This window comes from Streptomyces sp. NPDC040410 (assembly GCF_055595715.1).
The window spans coordinates 176722-201831 of the sequence record NZ_JBVIVK010000013.1 but is presented as its reverse complement, the minus strand read 5'-3'; the positions used below and the strand labels follow the sequence as shown (position 1 = coordinate 201831).

Annotated in this window: 8 protein-coding genes; 7 read left to right on the top strand and 1 reads right to left on the bottom strand. The window is 71.4% G+C overall.

The window, feature by feature from the left end; translation table 11 throughout:
- Positions 1-197 precede the first annotated feature (197 nt).
- Positions 198-1556 carry a nicotinate-nucleotide--dimethylbenzimidazole phosphoribosyltransferase gene (gene cobT / locus ACZ562_RS25400; protein ID WP_471183269.1) on the top strand — a complete coding sequence of 453 codons (1359 nt, stop codon included), beginning with the start codon at positions 198-200 and terminating at the stop codon, positions 1554-1556.
- A 294-nt stretch (positions 1557-1850) separates the two neighbouring features.
- Here cobT and ACZ562_RS25395 read toward each other — a convergent pair whose 3' ends face one another.
- Complete coding sequence (locus ACZ562_RS25395) at positions 1851-3437, bottom strand: (2,3-dihydroxybenzoyl)adenylate synthase (RefSeq protein ID WP_471183266.1); 1587 nt, start codon at positions 3435-3437, stop codon at positions 1851-1853.
- A gap of 290 nt (positions 3438-3727) precedes the next feature.
- Between ACZ562_RS25395 and ACZ562_RS25390 the strand changes: the two genes are divergently transcribed.
- The 6 genes from ACZ562_RS25390 (at position 3728) to ACZ562_RS25365 (ending at position 25086) form a co-directional block, all read left to right on the top strand.
- Complete coding sequence (locus ACZ562_RS25390; protein WP_471183263.1) at positions 3728-4474, top strand: thioesterase II family protein; 747 nt, start codon at positions 3728-3730, stop codon at positions 4472-4474.
- Between the two features lie 7 nt (positions 4475-4481).
- Entirely contained in the window at positions 4482-5546 is a 1065-nt protein-coding gene (locus ACZ562_RS25385) for an isocitrate/isopropylmalate dehydrogenase family protein (protein WP_471183260.1), read from the top strand.
- Between the two features lie 149 nt (positions 5547-5695).
- On the top strand, positions 5696-7078 hold the full coding sequence (locus ACZ562_RS25380) for an FAD-dependent oxidoreductase (protein ID WP_471183257.1): 1383 nt from the start codon (positions 5696-5698) through the stop codon (positions 7076-7078).
- Positions 7069-7422, top strand: coding sequence for an antibiotic biosynthesis monooxygenase family protein (locus tag ACZ562_RS25375; protein WP_471183255.1), 354 nt, complete (start codon positions 7069-7071; stop codon positions 7420-7422). Before ACZ562_RS25380 ends, ACZ562_RS25375 begins: the two co-directional genes overlap by 10 nt.
- A 425-nt stretch (positions 7423-7847) precedes the next feature.
- The gene (locus ACZ562_RS25370) at positions 7848-15605 is read left to right on the top strand and encodes an amino acid adenylation domain-containing protein (RefSeq protein ID WP_471183252.1); all 7758 of its coding nucleotides are present in this window, start codon (positions 7848-7850) and stop codon (positions 15603-15605) included.
- Between the two features lie 7 nt (positions 15606-15612).
- Entirely contained in the window at positions 15613-25086 is a 9474-nt protein-coding gene (locus ACZ562_RS25365) for an amino acid adenylation domain-containing protein (RefSeq protein ID WP_471183249.1), read from the top strand.
- The last annotated feature ends 24 nt before the right edge of the window (positions 25087-25110 follow it).

The window sequence follows — 25110 nt, the reverse complement described above, 5'->3', positions numbered from 1 at the left end:
GACGGCCACTGGCAACCGGCGCGAGCCGGCCGCTGGGAAGGCCGGGAGCCGGCGCCGGTGCCCGGGCCGTACAGGCGGCAGGGCACCGAGATCCGGGAGCCAGGACATTCCGGCCGTCCCGCAGCCAGGCACGACCCGCCCGGGCGCGGCCCGACTCGGTGGCGTGGAGAACCGCCGACAGCGGAAGGTCTTCTTTCGTGACGCCCTCATCCGGCTCCGATCCAGCCCGCTCTCCGGCCGCCGGTCCCGCCGACGGCTCCGATCCAGCCCGCTCTCCGGCCGCCGGTCCCGTCGACGGCTCCGATCCAGCCCGCTCTCCGGCCTCCGGTCCCGTCGACGGCTCCGATCCAGCCCGCTCTCCGGCCGCCGGTCCCGTCGACGGCTCCGATCCCGCCCGCTCTCCGGCCGCCGGTCCCGTCGACGGCTCCGATCCCGCCCGCTCTCCGGCCGCCGGTCCCGCCGACGGCTCCGATCCCGCCCTCGGCCTGCGGCTGGAGCGCACTCTGGCGGCCATCACACCCGCGGACCCCGGCGCGCTCGCCGCAGCCCGGGACCGCCAGAACCACCTGACCAAACCGCCCGGGTCGCTGGGGCTGCTGGAGGGGATATCGGTCCAGCTCGCAGGTCTGGCCGGCAGCTGTCCCCCGCCGCTGCCGGAGCCGGCTGCGGTGGCCGTCTTCGCCGCCGATCACGGTGTCCACGCCCAGGGCGTCAGCAACTGGCCGCAGGAGGTGACCACTCAGATGGTCGCCAACTTCCTGGCCTCGGGCGCCGCGGTGAACGCCCTGGCGGCACAGACCGGAGCCCGGGTCGTGGTGGTGGACGTGGGCGTCGCAACGCCGGTGCCTGCCGGGGACGCTGCCTTGGGCAGGCTGCTACGACGCCGGGTCCGGAGCGGGACCGCGGACATGACCCGCGGCCCTGCGATGACCCGCCAGGAGGCCGTCCGCGCGATCGAGACCGGGATCGGTGTGGCCGCGGAACTCGTCGGCGAGGGCTGCCGCTGCCTGCTCACCGGCGACATGGGCATCGCCAACACCACCGCGTCCGCGGCGCTGATCGCCGCATTCACCGGGGCGGACCCGGACGCTGTCACGGGCCTCGGCGCGGGAATCGACGAAACGACCCGACAGCACAAGGCGGGCGTGGTGCGCAGGGCTCTCGAACTGCACCGGCCGGACCCCGATGACCCGGTCGGGGCGGTGTCGGCGGTCGGCGGACTGGAACACGCCGCGATCGCGGGTTTCGTCCTGGGCGCCGCCGCTCACCGAGTCCCGGTGATCCTGGACGGCGTGATCGCCTCTTCGGCGGCTCTGATCGCGGCGGCACTGGCACCGGAGGCCCTGGCCGCCTGCGTGGCCGGACACCGCTCGGTCGAGCCCGGACACACCGTCGCGCTGCGACACCTCGGACTGCATCCCCTGGTGGACCTGGGGTTGCGGCTCGGCGAAGGCACCGGCGCCCTGCTGGCCCTGCCGCTGGTGCAGGCGGCGGTCCGCACCCTGCGCGACATGGCCACCTTCGACTCCGCCGGAGTGTCCGACCAGCACCCCTGACTCCACGGGCCGGCCCGTGGCGGTGCCCGGGCCGGCCCATGGCGGTACGGCGTGGATACGAGGCGAGGAGCGTCCGTTCGCACCGCTCGCGGCACGTGGGCGAAGCGGACGTGGACGCCGACGAGTTCGCGTGCGCCCTCACCGGGAAGCGGGAAGCGGGAAGCGGGAGGCCGGAGGCCGGACCGACCGGCCCGGGACCCGCGTCGCCGCGGATCCCTGGGCCTTCCACCGGACGGGGCGAGGGCGGTTGTCAGGAGCGGCCGACCGAGGAGGCTGCCGGTGCCTCCGAGCCGGTCACCTTGCCGACGTGGCGGCCAGCGCGCGCAGCGCCTTCTTGTCCACCTTGCCCATCGGGGTGCGCGGCAACCGGGCGACCGGGACCAGCCGGTCGGGAATCTTGTACGTGGCCAGGCCGCGCCCCCGGAGGAACTCCTTCATCGCGGACGTCCGGACGTCCGCCCCGGTCAGTACGAGGAACGCGTACGTCCGCTCGCCGAGCACGGTGTCCGCGACGCCGACCACGGCCGCGTCCTGTACGGCCGGGTGGGTGCGCAGTTGCGACTCCACCTCTTCCGCCGACACCTTCTCACCGGCCCGGTTGATGACGTCCTTGATCCTTCCGACGATCATGATGTTGCCGTCCGGCCTGCGCCGGACGAGATCGCCGGTCCGGAAGAAGCCGTCCGGCGTGAACGAACGGGCGTTCTCCTCGGGCGCCCGGTAGTACCCCCGGATCGTGTACGGACCCCGTACCTGCATCTCGCCGGGCTCCCCGTCGGGCACGGGTTTCCCGGACTCGTCGACGATCCGGACCTCATCGCCCTGCGACATGGGCCGGCCGTCCGTGTTCACTGCCACCTCGTCCGGATCGTCGAGCCTGGTGTGGGTCAGCAGCCCCTCGCTGATGCCGTACCACCGCTGGATCCGGCACCCGAGGACCCGACCCGCCCGGCTCGCGAGTGCCGGGTCGAGCGGGGCGCTGCCGACCTGGATGAGCAGTCGGGTCAGTTCGCCGGGCTCCCGTCCGGAGTCGGCCCACAGCCGCAGTACGGAGGGCACGAGCGTGGTCACGGTGATGTTCTCCCGCGAGATCAGCGGGAACACCTCGTCGGGCCGCACACTCGACGTGAGGACCGCCTTGCCGCCCAGCAGCAGACTGCCGAGCACACCCGGACAGGCGAGCGCCGCTTGGTGCGCGACCGGATTGACCGCGAGGTAGGCCACCTCCGGGCCGACGCGCATCGCTTCCGCGGTGGCCCGCATGACGTGGACGTAGTCGTCATGGGTCCGGGGAATCAGTTTCGGCAGTCCGGTGGTTCCCCCCGACAGCAGGAACAGCGCCGGCTCGGACGGGTCCACGCGGGGCAGGGCGACACCCTCGCTGCCCAGCGACTCCAGTGAGGAGAACTCCTGGGCGTCGCCACTGACGAGCACGTGCCGGACCGAGGGGATCTCCCGGGCGAGCGTGCGGAAGTCGAATCCGCCGAACTCGTCCTTCACGACGTAGGCCACCGCACCGGAATGGGCACACAGATGGGATATCTCGGCCTTGCGGTGCCCTGGCAGCGCAAGGACCGGAATGGCTCCGGCCCGCAGCAGAGCGAAGACCAGAATGACGAATTCGGGGACGTTGGGCAGCTGTACGACGACCCGGTCCAGTGGTCTGATGCCCAGTTCGATCAGGCCGCCCGCCAGCCGGTCGGCGCGTCGGGACAGCTCCGCGTAGGTCATCCTGCGCTCGCCGCAGACCACGGCCACACGGTCGGCATGCCGCAGGCAGGATTCGTGCAGCAGGTCACCGATCGGCCGGCCGAGCCAGACTCCGGTCCGGCGGAGGTCCGCCGCGATGTGGCCGGGCCAGGGCACAAAACCGTCGAGCATGATCGCGTTCCCTTCAGGAGGTCGACCGCGGAGGGAGACCTACGGGGCAACGGCCGTAGGCGGACGGAAAGTCGAGGCGGATGCGCGGCGGCACCCCGGCGAGTTCGATGCCGGGCCGGTGATATCGAGTGACGGACTCATCCGGGATCCTCCTTTCCCTCGCATCGTCACGGGCCGGCCACGCGGCGCCGCTGATGTCTTGCCGACATCTTTCCTGCGGATTCCGTGACTTCGCATGGAGCGGAAACCATAGGACGGCGAAGCGATGGCCGACGAGAAAGGCGGAGAAGATGAGCCGGATACGGGAACGGGGCTGGATGCGGTCCCTCACCGCCGTCGACCGTCCCGACGTTCGGGTGGTGTGCTTCCCGCATTCCGGGGGTTCGGCGACCGCCTTCGGCGAGTGGTCCACCGCGGTTCCGCCCGGCGTGTCGCTCATGGCCGTCCAGTACCCCGGCCGCGGTGACAGGTTCGGGGAGCCACTCCTGGACGATGTGGCCGCGATGGCCGGCCACGCCGCGGCGGAACTGCTGCGGCTCCCCCCGAGCGACTACGTGTTCTTCGGGCACAGCCTGGGCGCGGTGGTGGCCTACGAGACCGCCCTGGTACTGCGGGACGCGGGCGAGGAGCCGCGAAAGCTGTGCGTCTCCGCCGCGCTCCCGCCCGGACACATGGGCGGTGACGGCATCCACCTGGCCCCCGACGACGAGTTCTGGACGAAACTGTGCGAGCTGGGCGGCATCGAACCCGGTGTCGCCGAGAACGCCGAGCTGCGCGAGCTCCTGCTGCCGACGCTGCGCTCGGACCTGCGGGCCCACGCGACCTACCAGCCCCGCCCCGGGACCCGGCCACTGTCCTGCCCGGTGCGCTGCTATCACGGCGTGGGCGACCCGCTGGTGGACGAGACGCGACTGGGGGAGTGGGCGCCCCTCACCTCCGGTGAGTTCACGCTGAGCGTGCGGCCGGGAGGGCACTTCCACGTGACGACCGACGTGGCCGGCCTGGTCGCGGACGTCGTACGCCGGAGCCGGGCGTGAGCGACACATGAGTGAACCTCGTGCCGGGGGTCCCGCGGCGAAGACGATCACCGTGATTCCCGGTGACGGTATCGGGCCGGAAGTGATCGAACCGGCGCTGGACACCCTGGAAACTCTCGCACTCGGTGTGCGGGTGGATGTCCTCGACCACGTGAACGCGGAGACGTATCTGCGTACCGGGTGTGCCCTGTCCGAGGCCGATCTCGACCGGATCCGGGCCGGCGACGCGACGCTGCTCGGTGCGGTCGGGGACCCGAGGCTGGGCGACACTGCGTACGTGCGGAGCGTCCTGACCACACTGCGCCTCGAACTCGACCTCTACGCCAACTACCGTCCCGTACGGCTGTTGCACGACCGGCTCAGCCCCCTGCGCGACGCGACGCGACGCGCGATCGACTGTGTGATCGTCAGGGAGAACACCGAAGGGCTGTACAGCGGCGTCGGCGGCGGCACACGCATGGGATCCCCGCAGGAAATCGCCATCGACGTGGACCTCAGCACCCATCACGGTGTGTCGCGCATCATGGATTTCGCCTTCTCGGTGGCGCGACGGTCGGTGTGCATGGTGGACAAGGCCAACGCCGTCCGCAACGGCGGGCAGTTGTGGCAGCGCTGCTGGCACGAGGCGGTCGCACGGCACCCGGAGTTCGACACGTCACATCTCTATGCGGACGCCGCCGCGATGAAGTTGGCGACCGATCCGACCGCCTTCGACGTCATCGTCACGAACAACTCCTACGGCGACATCCTGAGCGATCTCACCGCCGCCCTCGCGGGCGGCCTCGGTGTGGCGGCGTCGGCCAGTCTCAACCCCGCGACGGGACACGGTCTCTTCGAGCCCGTGCACGGCAGCGCACCCGACATCGCGGGGAAAGGGCTCGCCAATCCCTTCGCCGCCCTCCTCTCCGCGGCGCTGCTGATCGAGCACCTGGGCCATGCCGACGAGGCAGACGCCGTTCGCAGGGCAGTCGCGGTGGCCGTCGACGCCGGAAGAGTCACCCCCGACCTCGGTGGGTCCCTGAGCACGAAGGAGGTGGGCGCCGTGGTTCTGGCGGAACTGGGGCAGCCCTGAGCCCCGTCGTCACGTTCCCTCACGCCCTCCGGGCGGACGACGGGGATGTGACGACAGGACACCGGACCTGGCCGAAGGGCGCGCCCCGAATCCGACGTCGGACGACGGTTGTCGGCGGAACGAAAGTCACTCGATGGGACGGCGATGCCATGCACGGACATGACGAGAGCCGAGCGGAGGGAAATCCTGAGATCGTCATCGTAGGGGCCGGTCTGGTCGGTGCGGTCACGGCCATGTATCTCGCCCCCCGGTTCGGACCGGTCACGATTCTGGAGAAGCGGGCGGACCCACGCCGCGGTGCCGGCGGACAGGGGCGGTCCCTCACGGTGATGCTGTCCGCGCGAGGCTGGCGCGTATTGTCGGACCTGGGTCTCGATCAGGCGGTACGGGAGATATGCGTCCCCCTGCACGGACGCTGCGCGCACCTGCCCGACGGCAGCTCCCACGTCACCCCGTACAGCCGGGACGGGCAGCCCATCTGGTCCGTGGAGCGGGAGCGGCTGCATCACATCCTGCTGGACGCCGCCGAGGCGACGTCGGGCGTACGCATACGCTTCGAGCAGCGGGTGCGCTCCGTGGACCTGGACGAACCGGCCGTGTTCGTGGAAGACCGCCACGGCCGGCAGCGGTTGACGTGTCGGCGCATCCTCGGCTGCGACGGCGCACATTCCACGGCCCGTGCCGCCCTGGCTGCCCGCACCGCACCGGCAGAGGTGCGGAACCTGGACCTGGCCTATCAGGAGATCGATGTGCCGGGCGGCTGGCTCGACAGCAGAACCATGCACTACTGGCCGACCGGTGACACGCTGTTCGCCGCGTTCCCCATGCCGTCGGGGGAGTACTCCGGCTCCCTGTTCATGCGCCTCGAAGGGCCGGCGCCCTCCTACGCCACGGTCCACAGCGGCCAGGACCTGTTCGAGGTGTTCGCCGGCCGCTTCCCCGAACCGGCCGCCGCCATCGGGGACATCGCGGGACAGCTCGCCGCCAAGTCCGTCTCCACGCTCACGGTCGTACGCTGCGACCGATGGGTCTGGCAGGACACGTTCGCGCTGCTCGGAGACGCCTGCCACGCGATGGCCCCCTTCATGGGGCACGGCATGAACTGCGGCTTCGAGGACGCCCGCACCCTCGTCGACTGCCTCGGCTCCACCGAGGACTGGACGGCGGCCCTGGCCGCCTACGAGAAGTCACGCGTCGAGGACGCCGACGCGATCACCCGGCTCTCCTACCAGCACTACCACACCATGGCCAACCCGCCGCAGGAAGAGACCGCCCACGACAAGGGAATCCTGCGGAAGCGTCTCGGCGACCTCTTTCCCGACCGGTTCGTGCCCCTGTACGAGCAGTGCGCCTTCACCGAGGAGAGCTACGCCTCGGTGCTGAGGAACGACAAGCGCCTGGACCACCTCGTGGAGGGCCTCCTCGGCCGGTACGGCGTGGAGCTCGTCACGGCGTCCGACAGCCGGCTGCGTGCCTGCACGCAGCTCCTCGCCCCGGACACAGTCACCCTGGAGGACTCCGGATGTTCGTGATCCTTTTCAAGTCGCGCCTCTCCGATCAGGCGGGCGAGGACTACTACGCCACCGAGGACGAGATGCGCAAGCGGGTCCGCGACATCGCCGGGTCCGATCTCGTGGAGGTCAAGCACTACACGGGAGAGGACGGTGAGCGCCTCGCGGTCGTCATGTGGCGCGACGCGGAAACCCTGGAGAAGTGGCGTGCCGACCCCGAGCATCAGGTGGCGCAGCAGCTGGGCCGCGAACGGTGGTACTCCTCCTACGAGCTGACTGTGGCCGAGGTGATCCGGACCAGCTCCCACGACGCCGAGACCGCTCCTGCGCCGTCGAACGGGTCGTCTCCCGGCGAGTCGCGTTAGGTCCTGTCGTCGCATTCCCGTCGTCCGCACGGGGGCAGCGGGAATGTGACGACAGGGCACGAGGAGGTGCCCGCGGTGGGCTCCCGGGCGTCGGCACGGCCGGCTCGGCGCGAGGCCGGCGCACGGGCCGGTACTGATGTGGGACCCGGCCACTGGGCCCGCGCCACGAGTGGCCGGTCAAAGGCGGGTGCCGAGGTTGTCCCGCACCCACACCACCGGGACGTCCAGGTGCTGGTGGACCTGCGGGTTCGAGTTGACCGGCCGCGCGCCTCAGGGCCGGCCACGTTTCGCTCTCTGGCCGATTCCGTTTCGATCTCTGGCCAACTTCTTTCACACCGGTTGATCAACCCCAGGGCCGGGACAAACATCGACCAGGACGAGCGGCCGCTCACCTGGTAACCACGTTTGCAGGGGAGGAAGTCCGGATGGGTTGTACCGGCGTTACGACTGCGCAGGAGGCCATGTGGCTCGCGCAGGAGCTCGCTCCGGACACGCCGAACAACGTGGTGACCTTGTGGGACGTCGACGGTGATCTGCACGTCCCCCTGCTCACCGCCGCACTGCGGACAGCTGTGGACGAGGCTGAAACGCTGACGGTGAATTTCCGCAGGGACGATGACGGGCTGCGGCTGGTCGCCCGGGACCCCGAGGCCTGGGAGCCCTTCCACGCCGACGTGAGCGACGCCGACGACCCCGCCGACGCGGCACGCGCCATCGTGGCCGAGCTCGTGCGCCGGCCGTTCGACCTGGGCGAGGACGCTCTCTTCCGGATCGGCTCGATCCGGCTGAGCGGCACCCACCACCTCGTGGTCCTCCTCTTCCACCACATCCTCACCGACGCGTTCGGTGTCCTCACGCTGCTGTCCCAGCGGATCGCGGAGATCTACCGTGCGCTGCACGCGGGTTCGGCCGCACCCGAGCCTCCCGCGAACCCCCTGGGCGAAGCGTCGGAGAAGGACGCCGCGTACCGGGCATCCGAACGGTTCGCCGACGCCGAGCGGTTCTGGCGGGACTACGTCGCCGACGAGCCGACCCCTGCGCGGCTTCCCACCGGGGTCCGTCCGGCCGCGCACGGCCCCGCAGACGAGGCCGGGTACTGGGACGGGCTCACCGGGCAGCAGGGGATGACCACCCGCACCGCGACGATCCCGGCCGCCGAACTCGCCGCCTGGGAACGCACCGCCGAAGCGGCGGGGACCAGCACGCCGGACCTGATCGCCTCGGCGGCCACCGCGTTCCTGCGACACATGTGCGGTCTGCCCAGGCCGCTGCTGACCATCACCGTCAACCACCGCGTCGGCGCCCTGCGGCGGGCGCTCGGCCTGCTCTCGAACCGCCTGCCGCTCCAGGTGGAGGTGCCGCCCGCGGCCGACTTCGTGGAGCTGGCCGAGGCGCTCGGCCGGGAACGGCGACGCGTGCTGCGGCACGCCCGGCACGATGTCTCCCTGATCAAACGGGCCACAGGCCACGCAGGCGACGCGCGCAGCCCGTTCGGTGCCGTCGTCAACCTGATTCCCGCCGTCGGGGCTCTCGACCTCGCGGGCAGCGTGGCGCGCTTCGCCGGCGGCACCTTCGGTGTGATCGACGACGTCATGGTCTGCGTCTACACCGACGGCGGGGCCGACAGCGACCTGTTCGTCCGCTTCGACGCCCCACGTTCGCAGTACGACGACCAGGACACCGCCGGACTCGTCGACAGGTTCGTGACGTTCGTACGGGCGGCCCTCGCCGACCCGCGCGCCCAGGTCGGGGACGTCTCCGTGCTCAGCGCCGCGGAACGTCGCGCCCTGCTCACCGAGTACGCCGGACCCACGGTCACCCCGTCGGCCGCGACACTGACGGAACTGCTCGACCGGCAGGCCGACTCCACCCCCGACGCGATCGCGGTGACCTTCGAGGCCACCTGTCTGACGTATCGGGAGCTGGCAGACCGGTCCGGTCGTCTGGCCCGCATGCTGATCGAGGGCGGTGTCGGGCCCGAACGGTTCGTCGCGGTCGCGGTTCCCCGCTCGCTGGAGCTGGTCGTCGCGCTGGTCGCGGTGCTCAAGGCAGGCGCCGCCTACGTCCCCGTCGACCCGGACTATCCCGCCTCCCGCGTGGAGTTCATGCTCGCCGACGCGCGGCCGGCGCTGCTCCTGACGGTCAAGGGCACCGCGGACCGACTGCCCCGGACCGACATCCCGCTGATCACGGTCGACGAGGCGCCGCTCGCCGACGGGCCCACCGTGGTCGCCCCGCACCGCGTCGAGCATCCGGCGTACATGATCTACACATCGGGATCGACGGGACGGCCCAAGGGTGCCGTCATCACACACGCCGCGATCGTCAACCGGGTGCTGTGGATGCAGGACCGCTACCAGCTGGACGGCTCCGACCGGGTCCTGCAGAAGACCTCGGCCTCCTTCGACGTGTCGGTCTGGGAGTTCTTCTGGCCGCTGATCACCGGCGCCACCCTCGTGGTGGCGCGGCCGGACGGGCACCGCGACCCCACCTACCTCGCCGAGCTCATCCAGCGCGCCGGGGTCACCACGCTGCACTTCGTCCCCTCGATGCTCGCCGAGTTCGTCAACGACGAGGCGGCGGGTGCCTGCACCGGCCTGCGCCGCGTCATCTGCAGCGGCGAGGCGCTGCCCGCCGAACTCGCCGCGCGGTTCCACGAGGTGCTCGGCGTGCCCCTGCACAACCTGTACGGGCCTACCGAGGCGGCGGTGGACGTCACCGCGTGGCAGTACCGGCCGGGGGCGAGCACCATACCGATCGGCACACCGATCTGGAACACAGCGCTGTACGTGCTCGACAGCCGGCTTCGGCTGGTCCCGCCCGGAGTGTTCGGCGACCTGTACATCGCGGGCGCCGGACTCTCCCGGGGCTACCACGACCGCGCGGCCCTGACCGCGGAGCGCTTCGTGGCATGCCCGTTCGGCCCGGCCGGACGGCGCATGTACCGGACGGGCGACCTGGCACGCTGGAACGCCGACGGCGAGCTGGAGTTCGCCGGACGCGCCGATCACCAGGTGAAGATCCGTGGCTTCCGGGTCGAGCCTGCGGAGATCGAGGCGACGCTGGCCGCGCACCCCGGGGTGGTCCGGGCAGCGGTCCTCGCCCGGCCCGGCCGCGGCGCAGACGGGGCCGCCCAGCTCGTCGCCTACGTCGTGCCGACGACCTCCGGCAGCATCGGCGAGGCCGGCGCGGACTGGGACCTCCACGCCGGGCTGGACATCGCCGAGCTGCGGGGCTTCGTCGCGGCCCGGCTGCCCGCCCACCTGGTACCCGCCTCCTTCGTCGCGCTGGGCCGGCTGCCGCTGACCGTGAACGGCAAGCTGGACCGGGCCGAGCTGCCCGAGCCGGAGTTCGCCGGCCGTGCCCACCGGCCGCCCCGGACCGGCGAAGAGCGCATCCTGGCAGCCGCGTTCACCGAGGTGCTCGGGTTGAGCCGGATCGGGGTGGACGACGACTTCTTCATGCTCGGCGGCGACAGCATCCGGGCGATACAGGTGGTGGCCCGCGCTCGTGCGGGCGGCCTCGCGTTCAGCCCGCGCGCCGTCTTCGAGTGCCGCACCGTCGCCGCGCTCGCGGTGGCCGCGACACGGGACACCGCCCCGCCGGCACTCGCCGAACTCGACGGCGGCGGCGTCGGCCTGTTGCCGCTGCCGCCGATGGCACGGCTCTACGCCGAGCGCGGCCCCGGACTGGACGGGCTCGCCCAGTGGCTGGTGCTGGAAGTGCCGGCCGACATGGATCCCGACGGCCTCACCGCGACGCTGCGCGCCGTCCTCGACCGGCACGACGTGCTGCGCTCACGACTGACGGACGACGGCCTGCTGGTGCACCCGCCCGGCTCGCTCGACGCCGCCGAGCTCGTCAAGCGGGTCGGCTGCCCGGGGGACTGGAGCGGCGAGCCGTGGCAGACGCTGCTGCGCGCCGAAGCGGCCGACGCGGTACGACAGATCGAGGCCTCGGCCGGCCGCATGCTCCGGCTGGTCTGGTTCGAGCCGACGGCCGGCGGCCCCGGAAGGCTGCTGGTCGCGGCGCACCATCTGGTCGTCGACGGGATGTCGTGGCGGGTGCTGCTCCCCGACCTGGCCGAGGCCTGGCGGCAGGTCCGCACCGGCGGGGCGCCGGTGCTGCCCGAGGTGGGGACGTCCCTGCGCCGGTGGCTGCGTGCCCTGGCCGACGAGGCGATACGGCCCGGCCGGGCGGCGGAGGTGTCGCTGTGGCGCGACATGCTCGCCGCCCCTGTCGCCGCGATCGGGTCCCGGCCGCTCGATCCGCAGCGGGACCTCACCGCGACGACGGAGACCGTTCGCATACAGCTTCCGGCCGACCTCACCGACGCCGTGCTCACCTCGGTGCCGGCGGCGTACCGCGGCGGCGCCGACGACGTGCTGCTGACAGCCCTCGTCCTGGCGCTGGCCCGGCAGCGGCGGGGCATGACCGGCGACGCCACGGTCGTACGTCTGGAAGGGCACGGCCGGCAGGAGGAACTCGTCCCGGGCGCGGACCTGTCCCGCACGGCCGGCTGGTTCACCACCGTCCACCCGGTCCGGTTCGACCTCTCTGGCATCGATGTCAACGAGGCGATCGCCGGGGGAGCGGCCGCCGGCGACGCCCTCAAGCGCGTGAAGGAGCAGCGGCGCGAACTGCCCGACCAGGGCATCGGCTACACCCTGCTGCGCTACCTCAACGAGGAGACGGCGGCGGTCCTGCGCCCGTACCCGGCGGACGAGATCGGCTTCAACTTCCTGGGCCGTTTCTCCTTCACGGGTCCCGAGTCGGCGCACGGCGCATGGACACCCGCGCCGGAACGGGCCGAGCTCGTCGCGGCACCCGACCCCGGCATGCCGGCTCCCTGCGCACTCGAGCTCAACTCCCTGGTGACCGGCACCGGGGACGGGGCGCGGCTCACCGCCCTGTTCACCTTCGCCACCGGCGTGCTGACCGCGGACGAGGTCCGCGACCTGGCCGACACCTGGTGCGCCGCCCTGCGCGGCCTGCACACCCTGGTGACGACCGGCGCGAGGGGACTGACCCCGTCCGATGTCACGCTGGTGAACGTCGGCCAGGCCGAACTGGACGCCTGGCAGCGGCGTTTCGGCCAGGTGGGCGACGTGTGGCCGCTCACACCGCTGCAGGCCGGCCTGCTGTACCAGACGATGGTCGCGGACACGGCCTCCGAGGCCTACCAGACGCAGTTCGTGTTCCGGCTGAGCGGCCCGGTGGACGTGGCGCGCCTGCGTGCCGCGGGCCAGGCGCTGCTCGACCGGCACCCGAACCTGAGGGTGGCATCCCTGTCGAGCGCCACCGGTGATCCCGTACAGATCGTGGTGGACGATCTCGCGCTGCCCTGGCGGCACGTGGACCTCACCGGCGAGCCCGAGGCCGAGGCGCGGCTCGAAGAGGTCCTCGCCGAGGAGCGGGACGCCCGCTTCCGTCCCGACAGCCCACCACTGCTCCGGCTCACCCTTGTCACGCTGGGACCGGAACGCGCCGAGCTCGCTCTCACCGCCCATCACGTGCTGCTCGACGGCTGGTCGGTACCGCTGATCGAGCGGGAACTGATGGACCTGTACGCGACGGGCTGCCACGACGCCGACCCGCCGCGCCCCCACGGCTACCGGGACTTCCTGCGGTGGCTGTCACGGCAGGACGCGGCCCGGTCGGCCGAGGCGTGGGCCGCGGAGCTGGCCGGCGTGGCGGAGCCGACCCTCCTGGCGCCCGCGGCACGCTCGGCCGGCAGCGGCAGCGGGCAGGTCGACGCGGCACTGACCGGCGAGGACGCCACCAGGCTGGCGCGCCGAGCCGCCGAGTGGGGCGTCACCCCCAACACACTGGTGCAGGGCGCGTGGGCCGTCGTACTCGCCGAGCTGACCGGTCGCGAGGACGTGCTGTTCGGCACCACGGTCGCCGGCCGGCCGTCCGAACTGCCGGGTGTGGACGCGATGATCGGCCTGTTCATCAACACCGTGCCGGTGCGCGTGCGCTGCACGCCGACCGACAGCCTCCCGCAATTGCTGGGGCGGCTGCAGGACGCCCAGGCGAGGCTGCTGGACCATCACCACCTCGGTCTCGCCGACATCCAGCGGTCGACCGGGCTGAGCGCGCTGTTCGACACGCTCGTGGTGTTCGAGTCGTTCCCCGTCGATCGCGCCGGCCTCTCGGCGGCGAGCGCGTCGGCGGACCTGGCGGTGACCGGCATCCGCCCCTACGCCCCACCGCACTACCCGCTGACCGTGATCGCGGCGGCCGATCCGCTGCTGCGGATCTCCTTCCAGTACCGGCGAGACGCCTTCGAGCATGCCGCGGTGGAGTTGATCGGCGACCGGCTGATCCGGGTGCTGCGGCAGTTCGCCGCCGACCCGGAGACCACCGTCGGCGCGATCGACGTGCTGTCCGACGCGGAACGGGAGCAGGTGCTGCACGGCTTCAACGACACCGCTGCCGAGCTGCCCGAACGGACCGTTCCCCAGCTGATCGCCGCGCAGGCGGCGGCGACGCCGGACGCGGTCTGCGTCGAGTTCGGCGGTCACCGGCTGACCTGCCGGGAGCTGGACGAGCGGGCCAACCGGCTGGCGCACTGGCTGATCGGGCAGGGCGTGGGGCCGGAGTCGCGGGTGGTGGTGCTGCTGCCTCGCTCGGTCGACCTGGTCGTCGCGTTGCTGGCGGTGTGGAAGGCCGGTGGTGCCTATGTGCCGGTGGACCCGGACTATCCGTCCGCCCGGGTGCGGGCCGTGGTCGAGGACAGCTCACCGGTGCTGGTGCTGGACCCGCGGCGGCTGGCCGAGGTGGACCTGTCCGCTCACCCCGCCCACACCCCTCGGGCCGCGGTCGCCTTCGACCACGCCGCCTACACCATCTACACCTCCGGCTCCACCGGAAAGCCGAAGGGCGTGGTCATCCAGCACGGCTCCCTGGTCAGCCTGCTGACAGGCATGCAGGACCGGTTCGCGTTGTCGCCGGACGACCGGCTGCTGGCAGTCGCCACCGTCGCGTTCGACATCGCCGCGCTGGAACTCTTCCTGCCGCTGCTCGCCGGTGCCCGCGTGGTGCTGGCCGGCAAGGACGACATCACCCAGCCCTCGGCGCTGCTCGACCTCGTCGAACAGGCCGGCGTCACCGTCATGCAGGCCACCCCCGCGCTCTGGCAGACACTGGCCACCCATGTGCCGGCCTGTCTGACCGGCCTGCGAGTGATCACCAGCGGTGAGGTCCTGCCCATGTCGCTGGCCGACACCCTGTGCAAACACGCCGCCGAGGTCACCAACCTCTACGGCCCCACCGAAGCCACCGTCTACGCCACCGCCGCCCGCCTCGTGCCCGGCACCTCCGGCATGCCTCCCTCCATCGGCGGTCCCGTCGCCAACACCCGGATCCTCATCCTCGACCGCACGCTGCGCCCCGTGCCGCCCGGTGTGACCGGTGACCTCTGGATCGCCGGGCACGGGCTGGCCCGCGGCTATCACGGCCGGCCGGAGCTGACCGCCGAGCGGTTCGTGGCCAGTCCGTTCGGTCCGGCGGGCGCCCGGATGTATCGCAGTGGAGATCTCGCCCGCTGGAACGCCACGGGTGAGGTGGAGTATCTCGGGCGCTCCGATCACCAGATCAAGCTGCGAGGGTTCCGCATCGAACCCGCCGAGATCGAGCACACCCTGACCCGCCACCCGGCCGTCCGCCGAGTCACCGTCATCGCCCGCGAAGACCTGCCCGGCGATCGCCGGCTGGTGGCGTATGTGGTGCCGGAGGCCGAACGCGAGATGCCGTCGGCCGAGCTGCTGCGGGAGTTCGTGGGGGAGCGGCTGCCGGCGTACATGATTCCGGCGGCGTTCGTGGTGCTCGCGGAACTGCCATTGACGCCGAACGGCAAGCTGGACCGATTCGCTTTGCCCCAACCCGAGTTCGGCGGGGACGATCACCGGGCTCCCCGATCGCCGCGGGAAGCGACGTTGTGCGGGCTCTTCGCCGAGGTTCTGGGAGCGCAGCGGGTCGGTATCGACGACGACTTCTTCGCCCTGGGCGGGCATTCGCTTATGGCCACCCGACTGGTGGCGCGCGTGCGTGCGGAGCTGGGTGTGGAGATCCCGATCCGGACCCTTTTCACCAGCCCCACCGTCGCCGAACTGACCGATCGTTGGAATGAGATGTCGACCTCTTCCCGAAAGCCGCTGCGCAGAATGAGCGAAAGGTAGAAACATCATGATTCCCCTGTCGTACGCGCAGCGGCGGATGTGGTTCATCAACCGATTTGAAGGCCCTTCCTCGACATACAACATCCCGCTGCTCCTGCGGTTCCACGGACCGCTCGACACGGCTGCGTTACGCGCTGCGTTCCAGGACGTGATGATGCGCCACGAGGTCCTGCGAACGGTGTTCGGAGAGGTCGACGGCCAGCCGTTCCAACGCATTCTCGACCCTGCCGAGATCGAACTGCCCTGGAAGGACTGGGGCCGGGTGGCCCCCGACCGGGTGCCGGGTGTGGTGTCGTCGGTGGCCGGCAGCTGGTTCGACCTGTCGGCCGACATACCGCTGCGCGGATGCCTCGTCCAGTGCGGTGAGGAAGAATTCGTACTGGTTCTGGTGATTCACCACATTGCCGGTGACGGTGGTTCGTTGGCGCCTCTGGCACGTGATGTGTCGGTGGCCTACCGGGCCCGGGTGACCGGCGGTGCGCCGGACTGGTCCGAACTGCCCGTGCAGTACGCGGATTACGCGTTGTGGCAGCAGGAACTGCTCGGGGACGAGTCCGATCCGGGAAGTGTCCTGTCGGTTCAGACGGCTTATTGGCGGGAGGAGCTGGCAGGGGTTTCGAAGCCTCTGCCTTTGCCTTTGGACAGGCCCCGTCCCGCGGTGGCGAGTTTCCGCGGCGGGTCGGTGGAGACCGGCATGTCAAGTGAGTTGCTGGCGCGGATAGAGGGGTTGGCGCGGGCTCGCGGTGTGACGGTTTCGATGGTTCTCCAGGCCGCGCTGGTGGTGTTGCTGCACCGGTTGGGAGGTGGTAAAGACGTGACCGTCGGCTCGCCGATCGCGGGCCGCACCGATGAAGCACTGAATGATCTGGTGGGGCTTTTTGTCAATACGTGGGCACTGCGCGTGCAGTTGAACTCGGAGCGGTCGTTCGACTGGGTGCTGGATCAGGTTCGGCGGAAGGCGCTTGCGGCGTACGACAACCAGGATGTGCCGTTCGAGCGGCTGGTGGAGTTGCTGAGGCCGGAACGATCGACCGCGCATCACCCGTTGTTCCAGGTGGTGTTCGCATGGCAGAACAACGTGGCGCCGCGAATGGACCTGCCGGGTCTGACGGTGTCGATGGAACCCCTCCCCACGGGCACCGCGAAGTTCGACCTGTTCTTCAACCTGGCGCCGGAAGAGTCCTCCGGGTCGGTCGTCGGCGAGATCGAGTACGCCACCGATCTCTTCGACCGCTCGACGGTGGAGGGGATCGCGGCGCGGTTCGTGCGAGTGGTCGAGCAGGTGGTGGCCGACCCGCAGACCAGCGTCGGCGGCATCGACGTACCGGCCGACGCGGAGCACCAGCACGCTTCGCCCGCCGCCGCTGCCGAGCTGCCCGAGACCACCGGCACCCCGCTCGACGCCGGCGAACGCCGGAAGATCCTCGTCGAGTGGAATGACACGGCGCGCGAATTCCCCTGCCCAGGGCCCATTCACCTGCTCTTCGAGGAGCAGGCCGAGCGGCGTCGGGACGCGATCGCTCTGCGCTGGGCCGGCGGAACCATGACTTACGCCGAGCTGAACGGGCGGGCGAACCGGATCGCGTGGGACCTCAAGGATCGCGGCGTCGGCCCGGAGACCGTCGTCGGAGTCGGTGTTCCCCGTGGCCCGGTCATGATCGCCGCCGTGTTCGGCGTGCTCAAGGCGGGCGGGGCCTACCTGCCCCTCGAACCGTCGCTGCCGGCCGACCGTGTCGCCGGCATGCTCGCCGACGCCGGGTCGAACATCGTGCTGTCCACGCCGGACACCGAACGCTGGGCCGTCCCGGACGGTGTCGAGCTCATCGAGGTGGCGGAGCCCGAAGCGTCGCCGGCGTCGCTCCCCCCTCGCGCCGAGCGCAATCCCGAGCCGGTCGCCGGACCGGACAACACCGCGTACATCATCTTCACCTCCGGCAGCACCGGAAAGCCCAAGGGCGTCGCGGTCACCCACCGGCCGGTGCACAACCTGCTCAACTGGTGTTACCGCACCTTCGACTTCGGCCCCGACGACGTGGTCCTGTGCGTCACCTCGCTCGGCTTCGACCTCTCCGTCTTCGACATCTTCGGCCTGCTCGGCAGGGGTGGCGGCCTCTACATCGCGGACGCCACCCAGCAACGCGACCCCCGGCTGCTGCTCGACGTGCTGCTCACCGAGCCGATCACGTTCTGGGACTCGGTGCCCACCACCCTCAACCAGGTGGCCTCCCTGCTCTCCGAGAGCTCCGGGTACGAGGGAACCGAAGACCTCCGCCTGGTGTTCCTCTCCGGTGACTACACGCCGCTGTCCCTGCCGGACGAGGTCCGCAGGGTGTTCACAAGCGCCGAGATCGTCAGCCTCGGCGGGGCCACCGAGGCGACGGTGTGGTCCAACTACTTCCGAGTCCGTGAGATCGATCCGGAATGGCGCAGCATTCCCTACGGCCGTCCCATCGACAACGCCCGCTACTACATCCTCGACGAGAACATGGAGCCGTGCCCGGTCGGGGTCGAGGGTGACCTCTACATCGGTGGGGACTGCCTGTGCGTCGGCTATGTCAACCGGCCGGAGCTGACCGCGGAACGCTTCATCCGCGACCCCTTCGGTGAGCGGGACGGTGACCGGCTCTACCGGACCGGGGACCGGGCCGGCTTCTTCCCCGACGGGAACATCTGCTTCCTCGGCCGCGCGGACAACCAGGTGAAGCTGCGCGGGTTCCGTGTCGAACCGGGCGAGATCGAGCACACCCTGGTCCGCCACCCGGCCGTCCGCCAGGCCATCGTCACCGCCCGCGAGGACCGGCCCGGCGATCTGCGGCTGGTGGCCTACGTCGTCGCCGACACCGGCGCACTGGATACCGCGGGCGGGGCGGACGAGCAGGTCGGGGAGTGGCAGGAGGTCTACGACCAGGCATATCTGGACGCCGCCGACCGGGAGTTCGGCGAGGACTTCACGGGCTGGAACAGCTCCTACACCGGTGAGCCGATCCCGCTTGAGGAGATGCGTGCGTGGCGGGACGCCGCGGTGGAACGCGTCCTGTGCTGGTCGCCGGAGCGTGTCCTCGAAGTCGGTGTCGGCTCCGGCCTCCTGCTCGCCCATCTCGCGGGCCGGGTGGAGGAGTACTGGGCCACCGACTTCTCCTCGTCGGTGATCGAGCGGCTGCGGTACCAGGTGACGAGGGCCGGCCTGTCCGACCGGGTGCGGCTGCGCTGCCAGGCGGCCGACGACCTGACCGGCCTTCCCCGGGGCGGATTCGACACCGTGGTGCTCAACTCGGTCGTGCAGTACTTCCCGAACGAGCGGTACCTCGAACAGGTCCTCGACGGCGTGTGGGAACTGCTCGCGCCGGGCGGCCGGATCGTCCTCGGCGACATCCGCCGAGCAGGCTCCCTGCCGGTGCTGCAGGTCGCCGTCCAGCGGTCGAAGCGCCCCGATGCCGCACCGGGCGTGCTGCGCAGCGCGGTGGAACAGGCCGTACTGCTGGAGAAGGAACTCGTGGTCGATCCCGAGTGGTTCCTGCGCTGGGCCAACCGCGCCGGAGGAGCCGCCGTGGACGTCCGGGTCAAGGACGGCACCCACCACAACGAACTCACCCGGCACCGTTACGAGGTCGTGGTGCACAAGCCCGGCGCCGGACGACCGGACGAGGTGCGGCGGCTGGACGCCGTCCCCTCCATGGCATGGGACGGCGGCCTGGGCCGCCTCGCCGGCCGGGTGCGCGACCACGCCGAGCCGGTCGTGCGGATCACCGGCATCCCGAACGCACGCCTCACCGGGGAGGTCACGGCGGCGTGCGAACTGGGCCTCCAGGACTCCGCCGCGTCACAGGCGCCGTCGCTCGACCCCGGTGACGTCCGTGCGTGGGCCGCGCGGCACGGCTGGGACGCCGTGGTGACGTGGTCGGCGAACGCGGTCGGCCAGCTCGACGTGATCCTCTTCCGGGACGGCCAGGTCGCCGGTGCGGCCCTCACCGGAACGTACGTGCCGGCGCCGGGCGAACGCGTGCCGGTCAACGACCCCGCCGACGCCGGTGCCATCACGGCGCTGCTGCCCGCCCTTCGCGCGTACCTGCGGGACACCCTGCCCGAGTACATGGTGCCGGCCGCGATCGTGCCCATCGGCAGCGTGCCGCTGACGGACAACGGCAAGCCGGACCGGCGCGCGCTGCCCGTGCCGGACTACACGGTCGGCAGCGGCGGCCGGGTCCCCTCCACACCGGAGGAGGAGTCGCTGTGCACGCTGTTCGCCGCGGTGCTCGGACTCGACCGGGTCGGTGTGGACGACAACTTCTTCACCGTCGGCGGCCACTCGCTGCTGGCGACCAAGCTGGTCAGCCGCATTCGCGCCGCGCACGGCGTGGAGATCCCGATCCGGCTCGTCTTCCAGGCGCCCACCGTCGCCGAGCTGGCGGCTCACCTGACGACCGTGAGCACCGTCCGCCCGCCACTGGTCCCCCAGGACAGGCCGGAGCGGCTGCCGGTCTCCTTCGCGCAGCAGCGGCTGTGGTTCATCCACCGGTTCGAGGGGCCGTCGGCGACCTACAACGTCTCGCTGGCCCTGCGGATGCGCGGAGACCTCGACGCGGCGGCGCTCCGCCGGGCCGTGCACGACGTCGTGGTGCGGCACGAGTCGCTGCGCACCGTGTTCGGCGAGGCGGACGGGCAGCCGTACCAGCAGATCCTGGTGCCGACCGCGGTCAAGGTGCCCTGGCAGGAACGCGAGATCACCGAGGCCGGACTGCCCGAAGCCCTGCGTCAGGCGGCGCGCCTGCCGTTCGACCTGGCAACCGAGATCCCGTTCCGCGCCTGGCTGTTCCGGCTCAGCGAGCGGGAGTCGGTGTTGCTGATCGGCGCACACCACATCGCGGCGGACGGCTGGTCGGCCCTCCCGCTCGCGCAGGACCTGACCGCGGCGTACGAGGCCCGCCGTGACGGCCGGCCGCCCGAGTGGGAGCCGCTTGCGGTGCAGTACGCGGACTACACCCTGTGGCAGCGGGACCTGCTGGGGGACAGCGACGCCCCGGGCAGCCTGTACCGGCGTCAGCTGGACCACTGGACGACCCGCCTGGCCGGCCTGCCGGAGACCATCGACCTGCCCACCGACCGGTCACGCCCCGCGGTGGCGTCGTATGCGGGCGATCTGGTTCCGCTCGAACTCGACGAGCAACTCACCGAGGGTGTCCGGCGGTTGGCACAGGAGACCGGTGCCACGGTGTCGATGGTGCTTCAGGCGGGGCTGGCCGCGGTGTTCACCAGGCTGGGCGTGGGCACGGACGTGCCGATCGGTTCGCCGATCGCGGGCCGCACCGACGAGGCGCTCAACCGGCTGGTCGGCTTCTTCGTCAACACCTGGGTACTGCGGGCGGACACCTCCGGCGACCCCGGCTTCGCCGAACTCGTCGGCCGGGTGCGGGAGACCAGCCTCGCCGCGTACGACCACCAGGACATCCCGTTCGAGCACCTGGTCGAGGTCCTGAACCCGGTGCGCTCGCCGGCACACCACCCGCTCTTCCAGGTGTGCCTGGCGCTGCAGAACAACGCGCGGCCGGAGTTCACCCTGCCGGGCCTGACGGTGTCCGAGGAACCGTTCAGCACGGGCACCTCGCGCTTCGACCTGTTCATCAGCCTCACCGAACGCGACGACGACGGCGGGCCGGCCCGGATCGAGGGCTTCGCGGAGTACGCGACGGAACTGTTCGACGCCGGCACGGTCACCACGATGCTCGAACGCTGGCTGCACTTCCTGCGGCAGGCGGTCGCCGCGCCGGACACACCCCTCGGGGCCGTGGACATCCTCGCCGACGGCGAGCGCGCGGCACTGACCCGGTGGGGCGGCCAGGGCCGGGACGCCCGGTTCGTGGCCGGCACCGTCCACCAGCGGTTCGCCGACACGGCCGCCGCGACCCCGGACGCGACCGCGCTGCTCTCCGCGGACGGCGCGCACAGCTGGACCTACGCCGAACTGGACCGCTGGTCCAACCGCATCGCCCACCACCTCCGGGCACGCGGCGCCCGCCCGCACACCCGGGTGGCGCTCCTGCTCGAACGCTCACCCTTGCTGGTCGCGGCGATCCTCGGCGTGCTGAAGACGGGGGCCGCCTACGCGCCGATCGACCCCACCTATCCGCCCCAGCGCATCGAGTTCATGCTCGCGGACCTCGCCCCCGCCGTCACCGTGGACGAAGGTCTCGCCGACGAGGACTTCGGCCGCTGTCCGGACACGCCGCCCGAGCTGAGCGGCGTCGGCGAGCAGAGCACCGCGTACGTGATGTACACGTCCGGCTCCACCGGCCGCCCCAAGGGCGTCGAGGTGACCCACCGGAACGTGGTCGACCTCGCGCTCGACGGCTCCTGGGCCGCAGGGGCCCACCGCCGCGTCCTGGTGCACTCACCGCACACCTTCGACGCGTCCACGTACGAGCTGTGGGTGCCGCTGCTCGGCGGCGGCACGGCGGTGGTGGCACGCGCCGGAAGGCCGGACACCGCGGAACTGGCCCGTGTCATCGCCGAGCGGACGGTGACCGGGCTGTGGCTGACCGCCGGGCTCTTCGCCGTGATGGCCGAGCAGCACCCGGAGTGCTTCACAGCCGTCCGCGAGGTGTGGGCGGGCGGTGACGTACTCTCGCCGACCGCCGTCCGCCGGGTCCTCGACGCCTGTCCCGGCCTCACCGTCGTGAACGGCTACGGCCCGACCGAGACCACCACGTTCGCCGCCCGGCACCGCGTGTCCTCGGTGGACGGGTGCACCGACCCGCTGCCGATCGGCGAACCCATGGACGGCAGCAGGCTGCTGGTGCTGGACGACCGGTTGCGGCCGGTGCCGCCCGGCGTGGTGGGTGAGCTGTACATCGGGGGCGACGGCGTGGCCCTCGGGTACGCGGGCCGTCCGGGCCTGACCGGCGGGCGCTTCGTTCCCGACCCCTTCGGACCGCCGGGAGCGAGGATGTACCGCACCGGCGACCTGGTGCGCTGGAACACGGCCGGGAGCCTTCAGTACGTGAGCCGGGCCGACGACCAGATCAAACTCCGCGGCTTCCGCGTGGAGCCGGGCGAGCTCGAAGCGGTGCTGCGCGAGCAGGACGGCGTGGCGCACGCGGTGGTCGTCGTACGCCAGGACCGGCTCGGTGAACGCAGCCTGGTGGCCTACGTGGTGCCGGACGCGCCCGCTTCCACCGACCGCGACGCCGTCGAGCAGGTCGGCGAGTGGCGTGAGATCTACGACGACATGTACGGCGGGACAGCGGTGGACCCGACCGGCGTCGGCGAGGACTTCACCGGATGGAACAGCTCCTACACCGGCCGGCCCATCCCGCTGGCCGAGATGCGGGCCTGGCGCGAGGCCGTGCTCGCGCGGGTGCGCGCCCTGCAGCCCCGCCGGGTGCTGGAGATCGGCGTCGGCTCGGGCCTGCTGCTCGGACCGCTGGCACCGGAGACCGAGGAGTACTGGGGCACCGACTTCTCGGCACCCGTCATCGAACGGCTGCGTGCCCAAGTCGGCGCCGACCGGCGGCTGTCGGACAAGGTGTCGCTGCGCTGCCAGCCGGCCGACGACAAGGACGGCCTGCCGACGGGGTTCTTCGACACGGTGATCCTCAACTCGGTCGTCCAGTACTTCCCGGACGCCGACTACCTCACCCGGGTGCTCGACATCGCGATGGACCGGCTCGCGCCCGGCGGACGCATCGTGATCGGTGACGTCCGCAACTACCGCACCCTGCGGACGTTCAGCGCCGCGGTCCATCGTTCCCGGCAACCGGACGACGGTCCGGCCGCCGTGCGGGCCGCCGTCGAACGCGCGGTGCTCGGCGAGAAGGAACTCGTCATCGACCCGGGCTACTTCACACGCTGGGCCGAGGCACGTCCGGACGCGGTCGCCGCTGACATCCGCCTCAAGCACGGCACCCACCACAACGAGCTCACCCGCCACCGCTACGAGGTCGTACTGCACAAGGAGCCCAGCCGGCCGCTGCACCTGGCGGACCTGCCCGCGGCGGTCTGGGGAGCGGACGTCCATGAACTGGCCGGCGTGGAGACCGCGCTGGCCCGGCACGGCGGCCAACTGCGCCTGACGCGCATCCCCAACGCCAGGCTGGCAGGCGAGGCCGGCGAGTGGGGCGCCCCCGTCGACTCGCGGGGCACGCTCGACCCCGCCGAGCTGGAGGCGTGGGGCGCCGCACGAGGGCTCGCGGTGTACTGCACCTGGTCGGCACAGGCGGCGGACTGCTTCGAGGCGGTCGTACTGCCCGATGTCGGCGCCCTCTGCTGCGACGGCGTCTACCAGCCGGCCGACGCCCCCTCGTCCCGCCTGGTGAACGTTCCCGCGGTGTCCCGCCGCGTGTCCCGGCTGCCGTACCGGCTGCGGGAGCAACTCGCGGGCCGGCTCCCGGAGTTCATGATGCCCGGCGAGATCGTGGTCCTCGACCGGCTGCCGCTCACCGAGAACGGGAAGGTGGACCGAGCCGCACTGCCCGAACCCGACCCGGCCGGCGGCGACTACCGCGCGCCTCGCACGCCGCGCGAGGAGGAACTCGCCGGTCTGTTCGCCGAGGTGCTGGGCCTGGACCGGATCGGGATCGACGACGACTTCTTCGCCTGCGGAGGCCACTCCCTGCGGCTGACCCGACTCGTCTGGCAGATCCACGAGCAGCTGGGTGTGGACGTGCCGATCCGGACGGTGTTCCAGTACCCCACGGTGGCCGAGCTCGCGGCCCGGCTCTCAGCGGACACAGAAGTGGGCTTCGAGGATCCGTTCGCCGTGCTGCTGCCGATCCGTACCGAGGGGGAGAAGCCCCCGCTGTGGTGGCTGCACCCGGGCGGCGGGCTGTCCTGGCCCTACCTGGGCTTCGCCCGGCACGTGGACCGGTCCTGGCCGCTCTACGGCATCCAGGCCCGCGGCTTCGACGGAACCACGCCGCCGGCGAACTCCGTCGAGGAGATGGTCGACGACTACCTGGAGCAGGTGCTGCGGGTCCAGCCGAGCGGCCCCTACCACCTGCTGGGCTGGTCCTTCGGCGGCACGTTGGCGCACGCCATGGCGGCGGAACTGCAGCGCCGCGGACACGAGGTGGCGCTCCTGGCGCTGCTGGACTCCGCGCCCTCCAGCCACTTCGCCGGCCTCGAAGCGCTCGACGAAGCCATGGTGCGCCGATTCCTCGCCAATTACATGGGCCACCTGGCCGGAATGGAGGAATACCCGTCCCTGGTCGCCACCGCCTCGTCGATCTTCATCGGGCAGATGGAGCAGATGCGGCGGTTCGACTCACCCCGGTACCGCGGTGATGTCGTCTTCTTCAACGCACTCCTCGACCCGGAGACCCATGACAAGCGGGAACTGGAGGAGGAACTCGAGGTGCTCTGGCAGGAGCACGTCGACGGCCGGGTGCAGCGCATCGACGTCTCCTGCGCTCACAACGAGATGTACTGGCCACGGAACGCGGCTGAGATCAGCCGAGTCATCAACCGGATTCTGCGGGCGGCGCAGTGACCCTGCCAAAGCCCTGACCGGTGA

Coding starts and splice junctions, on each gene's coding strand:
- ACZ562_RS25395 (WP_471183266.1), bottom strand. CDS start 3,437: ATGCTCGACGGTTTTGTGCCCTGGCCCGGCCACATCGCGGCGGACCTC.
- ACZ562_RS25390 (WP_471183263.1), top strand. CDS start 3,728: ATGAGCCGGATACGGGAACGGGGCTGGATGCGGTCCCTCACCGCCGTC.
- ACZ562_RS25385 (WP_471183260.1), top strand. CDS start 4,482: ATGAGTGAACCTCGTGCCGGGGGTCCCGCGGCGAAGACGATCACCGTG.
- ACZ562_RS25380 (WP_471183257.1), top strand. CDS start 5,696: ATGCACGGACATGACGAGAGCCGAGCGGAGGGAAATCCTGAGATCGTC.
- ACZ562_RS25375 (WP_471183255.1), top strand. CDS start 7,069: ATGTTCGTGATCCTTTTCAAGTCGCGCCTCTCCGATCAGGCGGGCGAG.
- ACZ562_RS25370 (WP_471183252.1), top strand. CDS start 7,848: ATGGGTTGTACCGGCGTTACGACTGCGCAGGAGGCCATGTGGCTCGCG.
- ACZ562_RS25365 (WP_471183249.1), top strand. CDS start 15,613: ATGATTCCCCTGTCGTACGCGCAGCGGCGGATGTGGTTCATCAACCGA.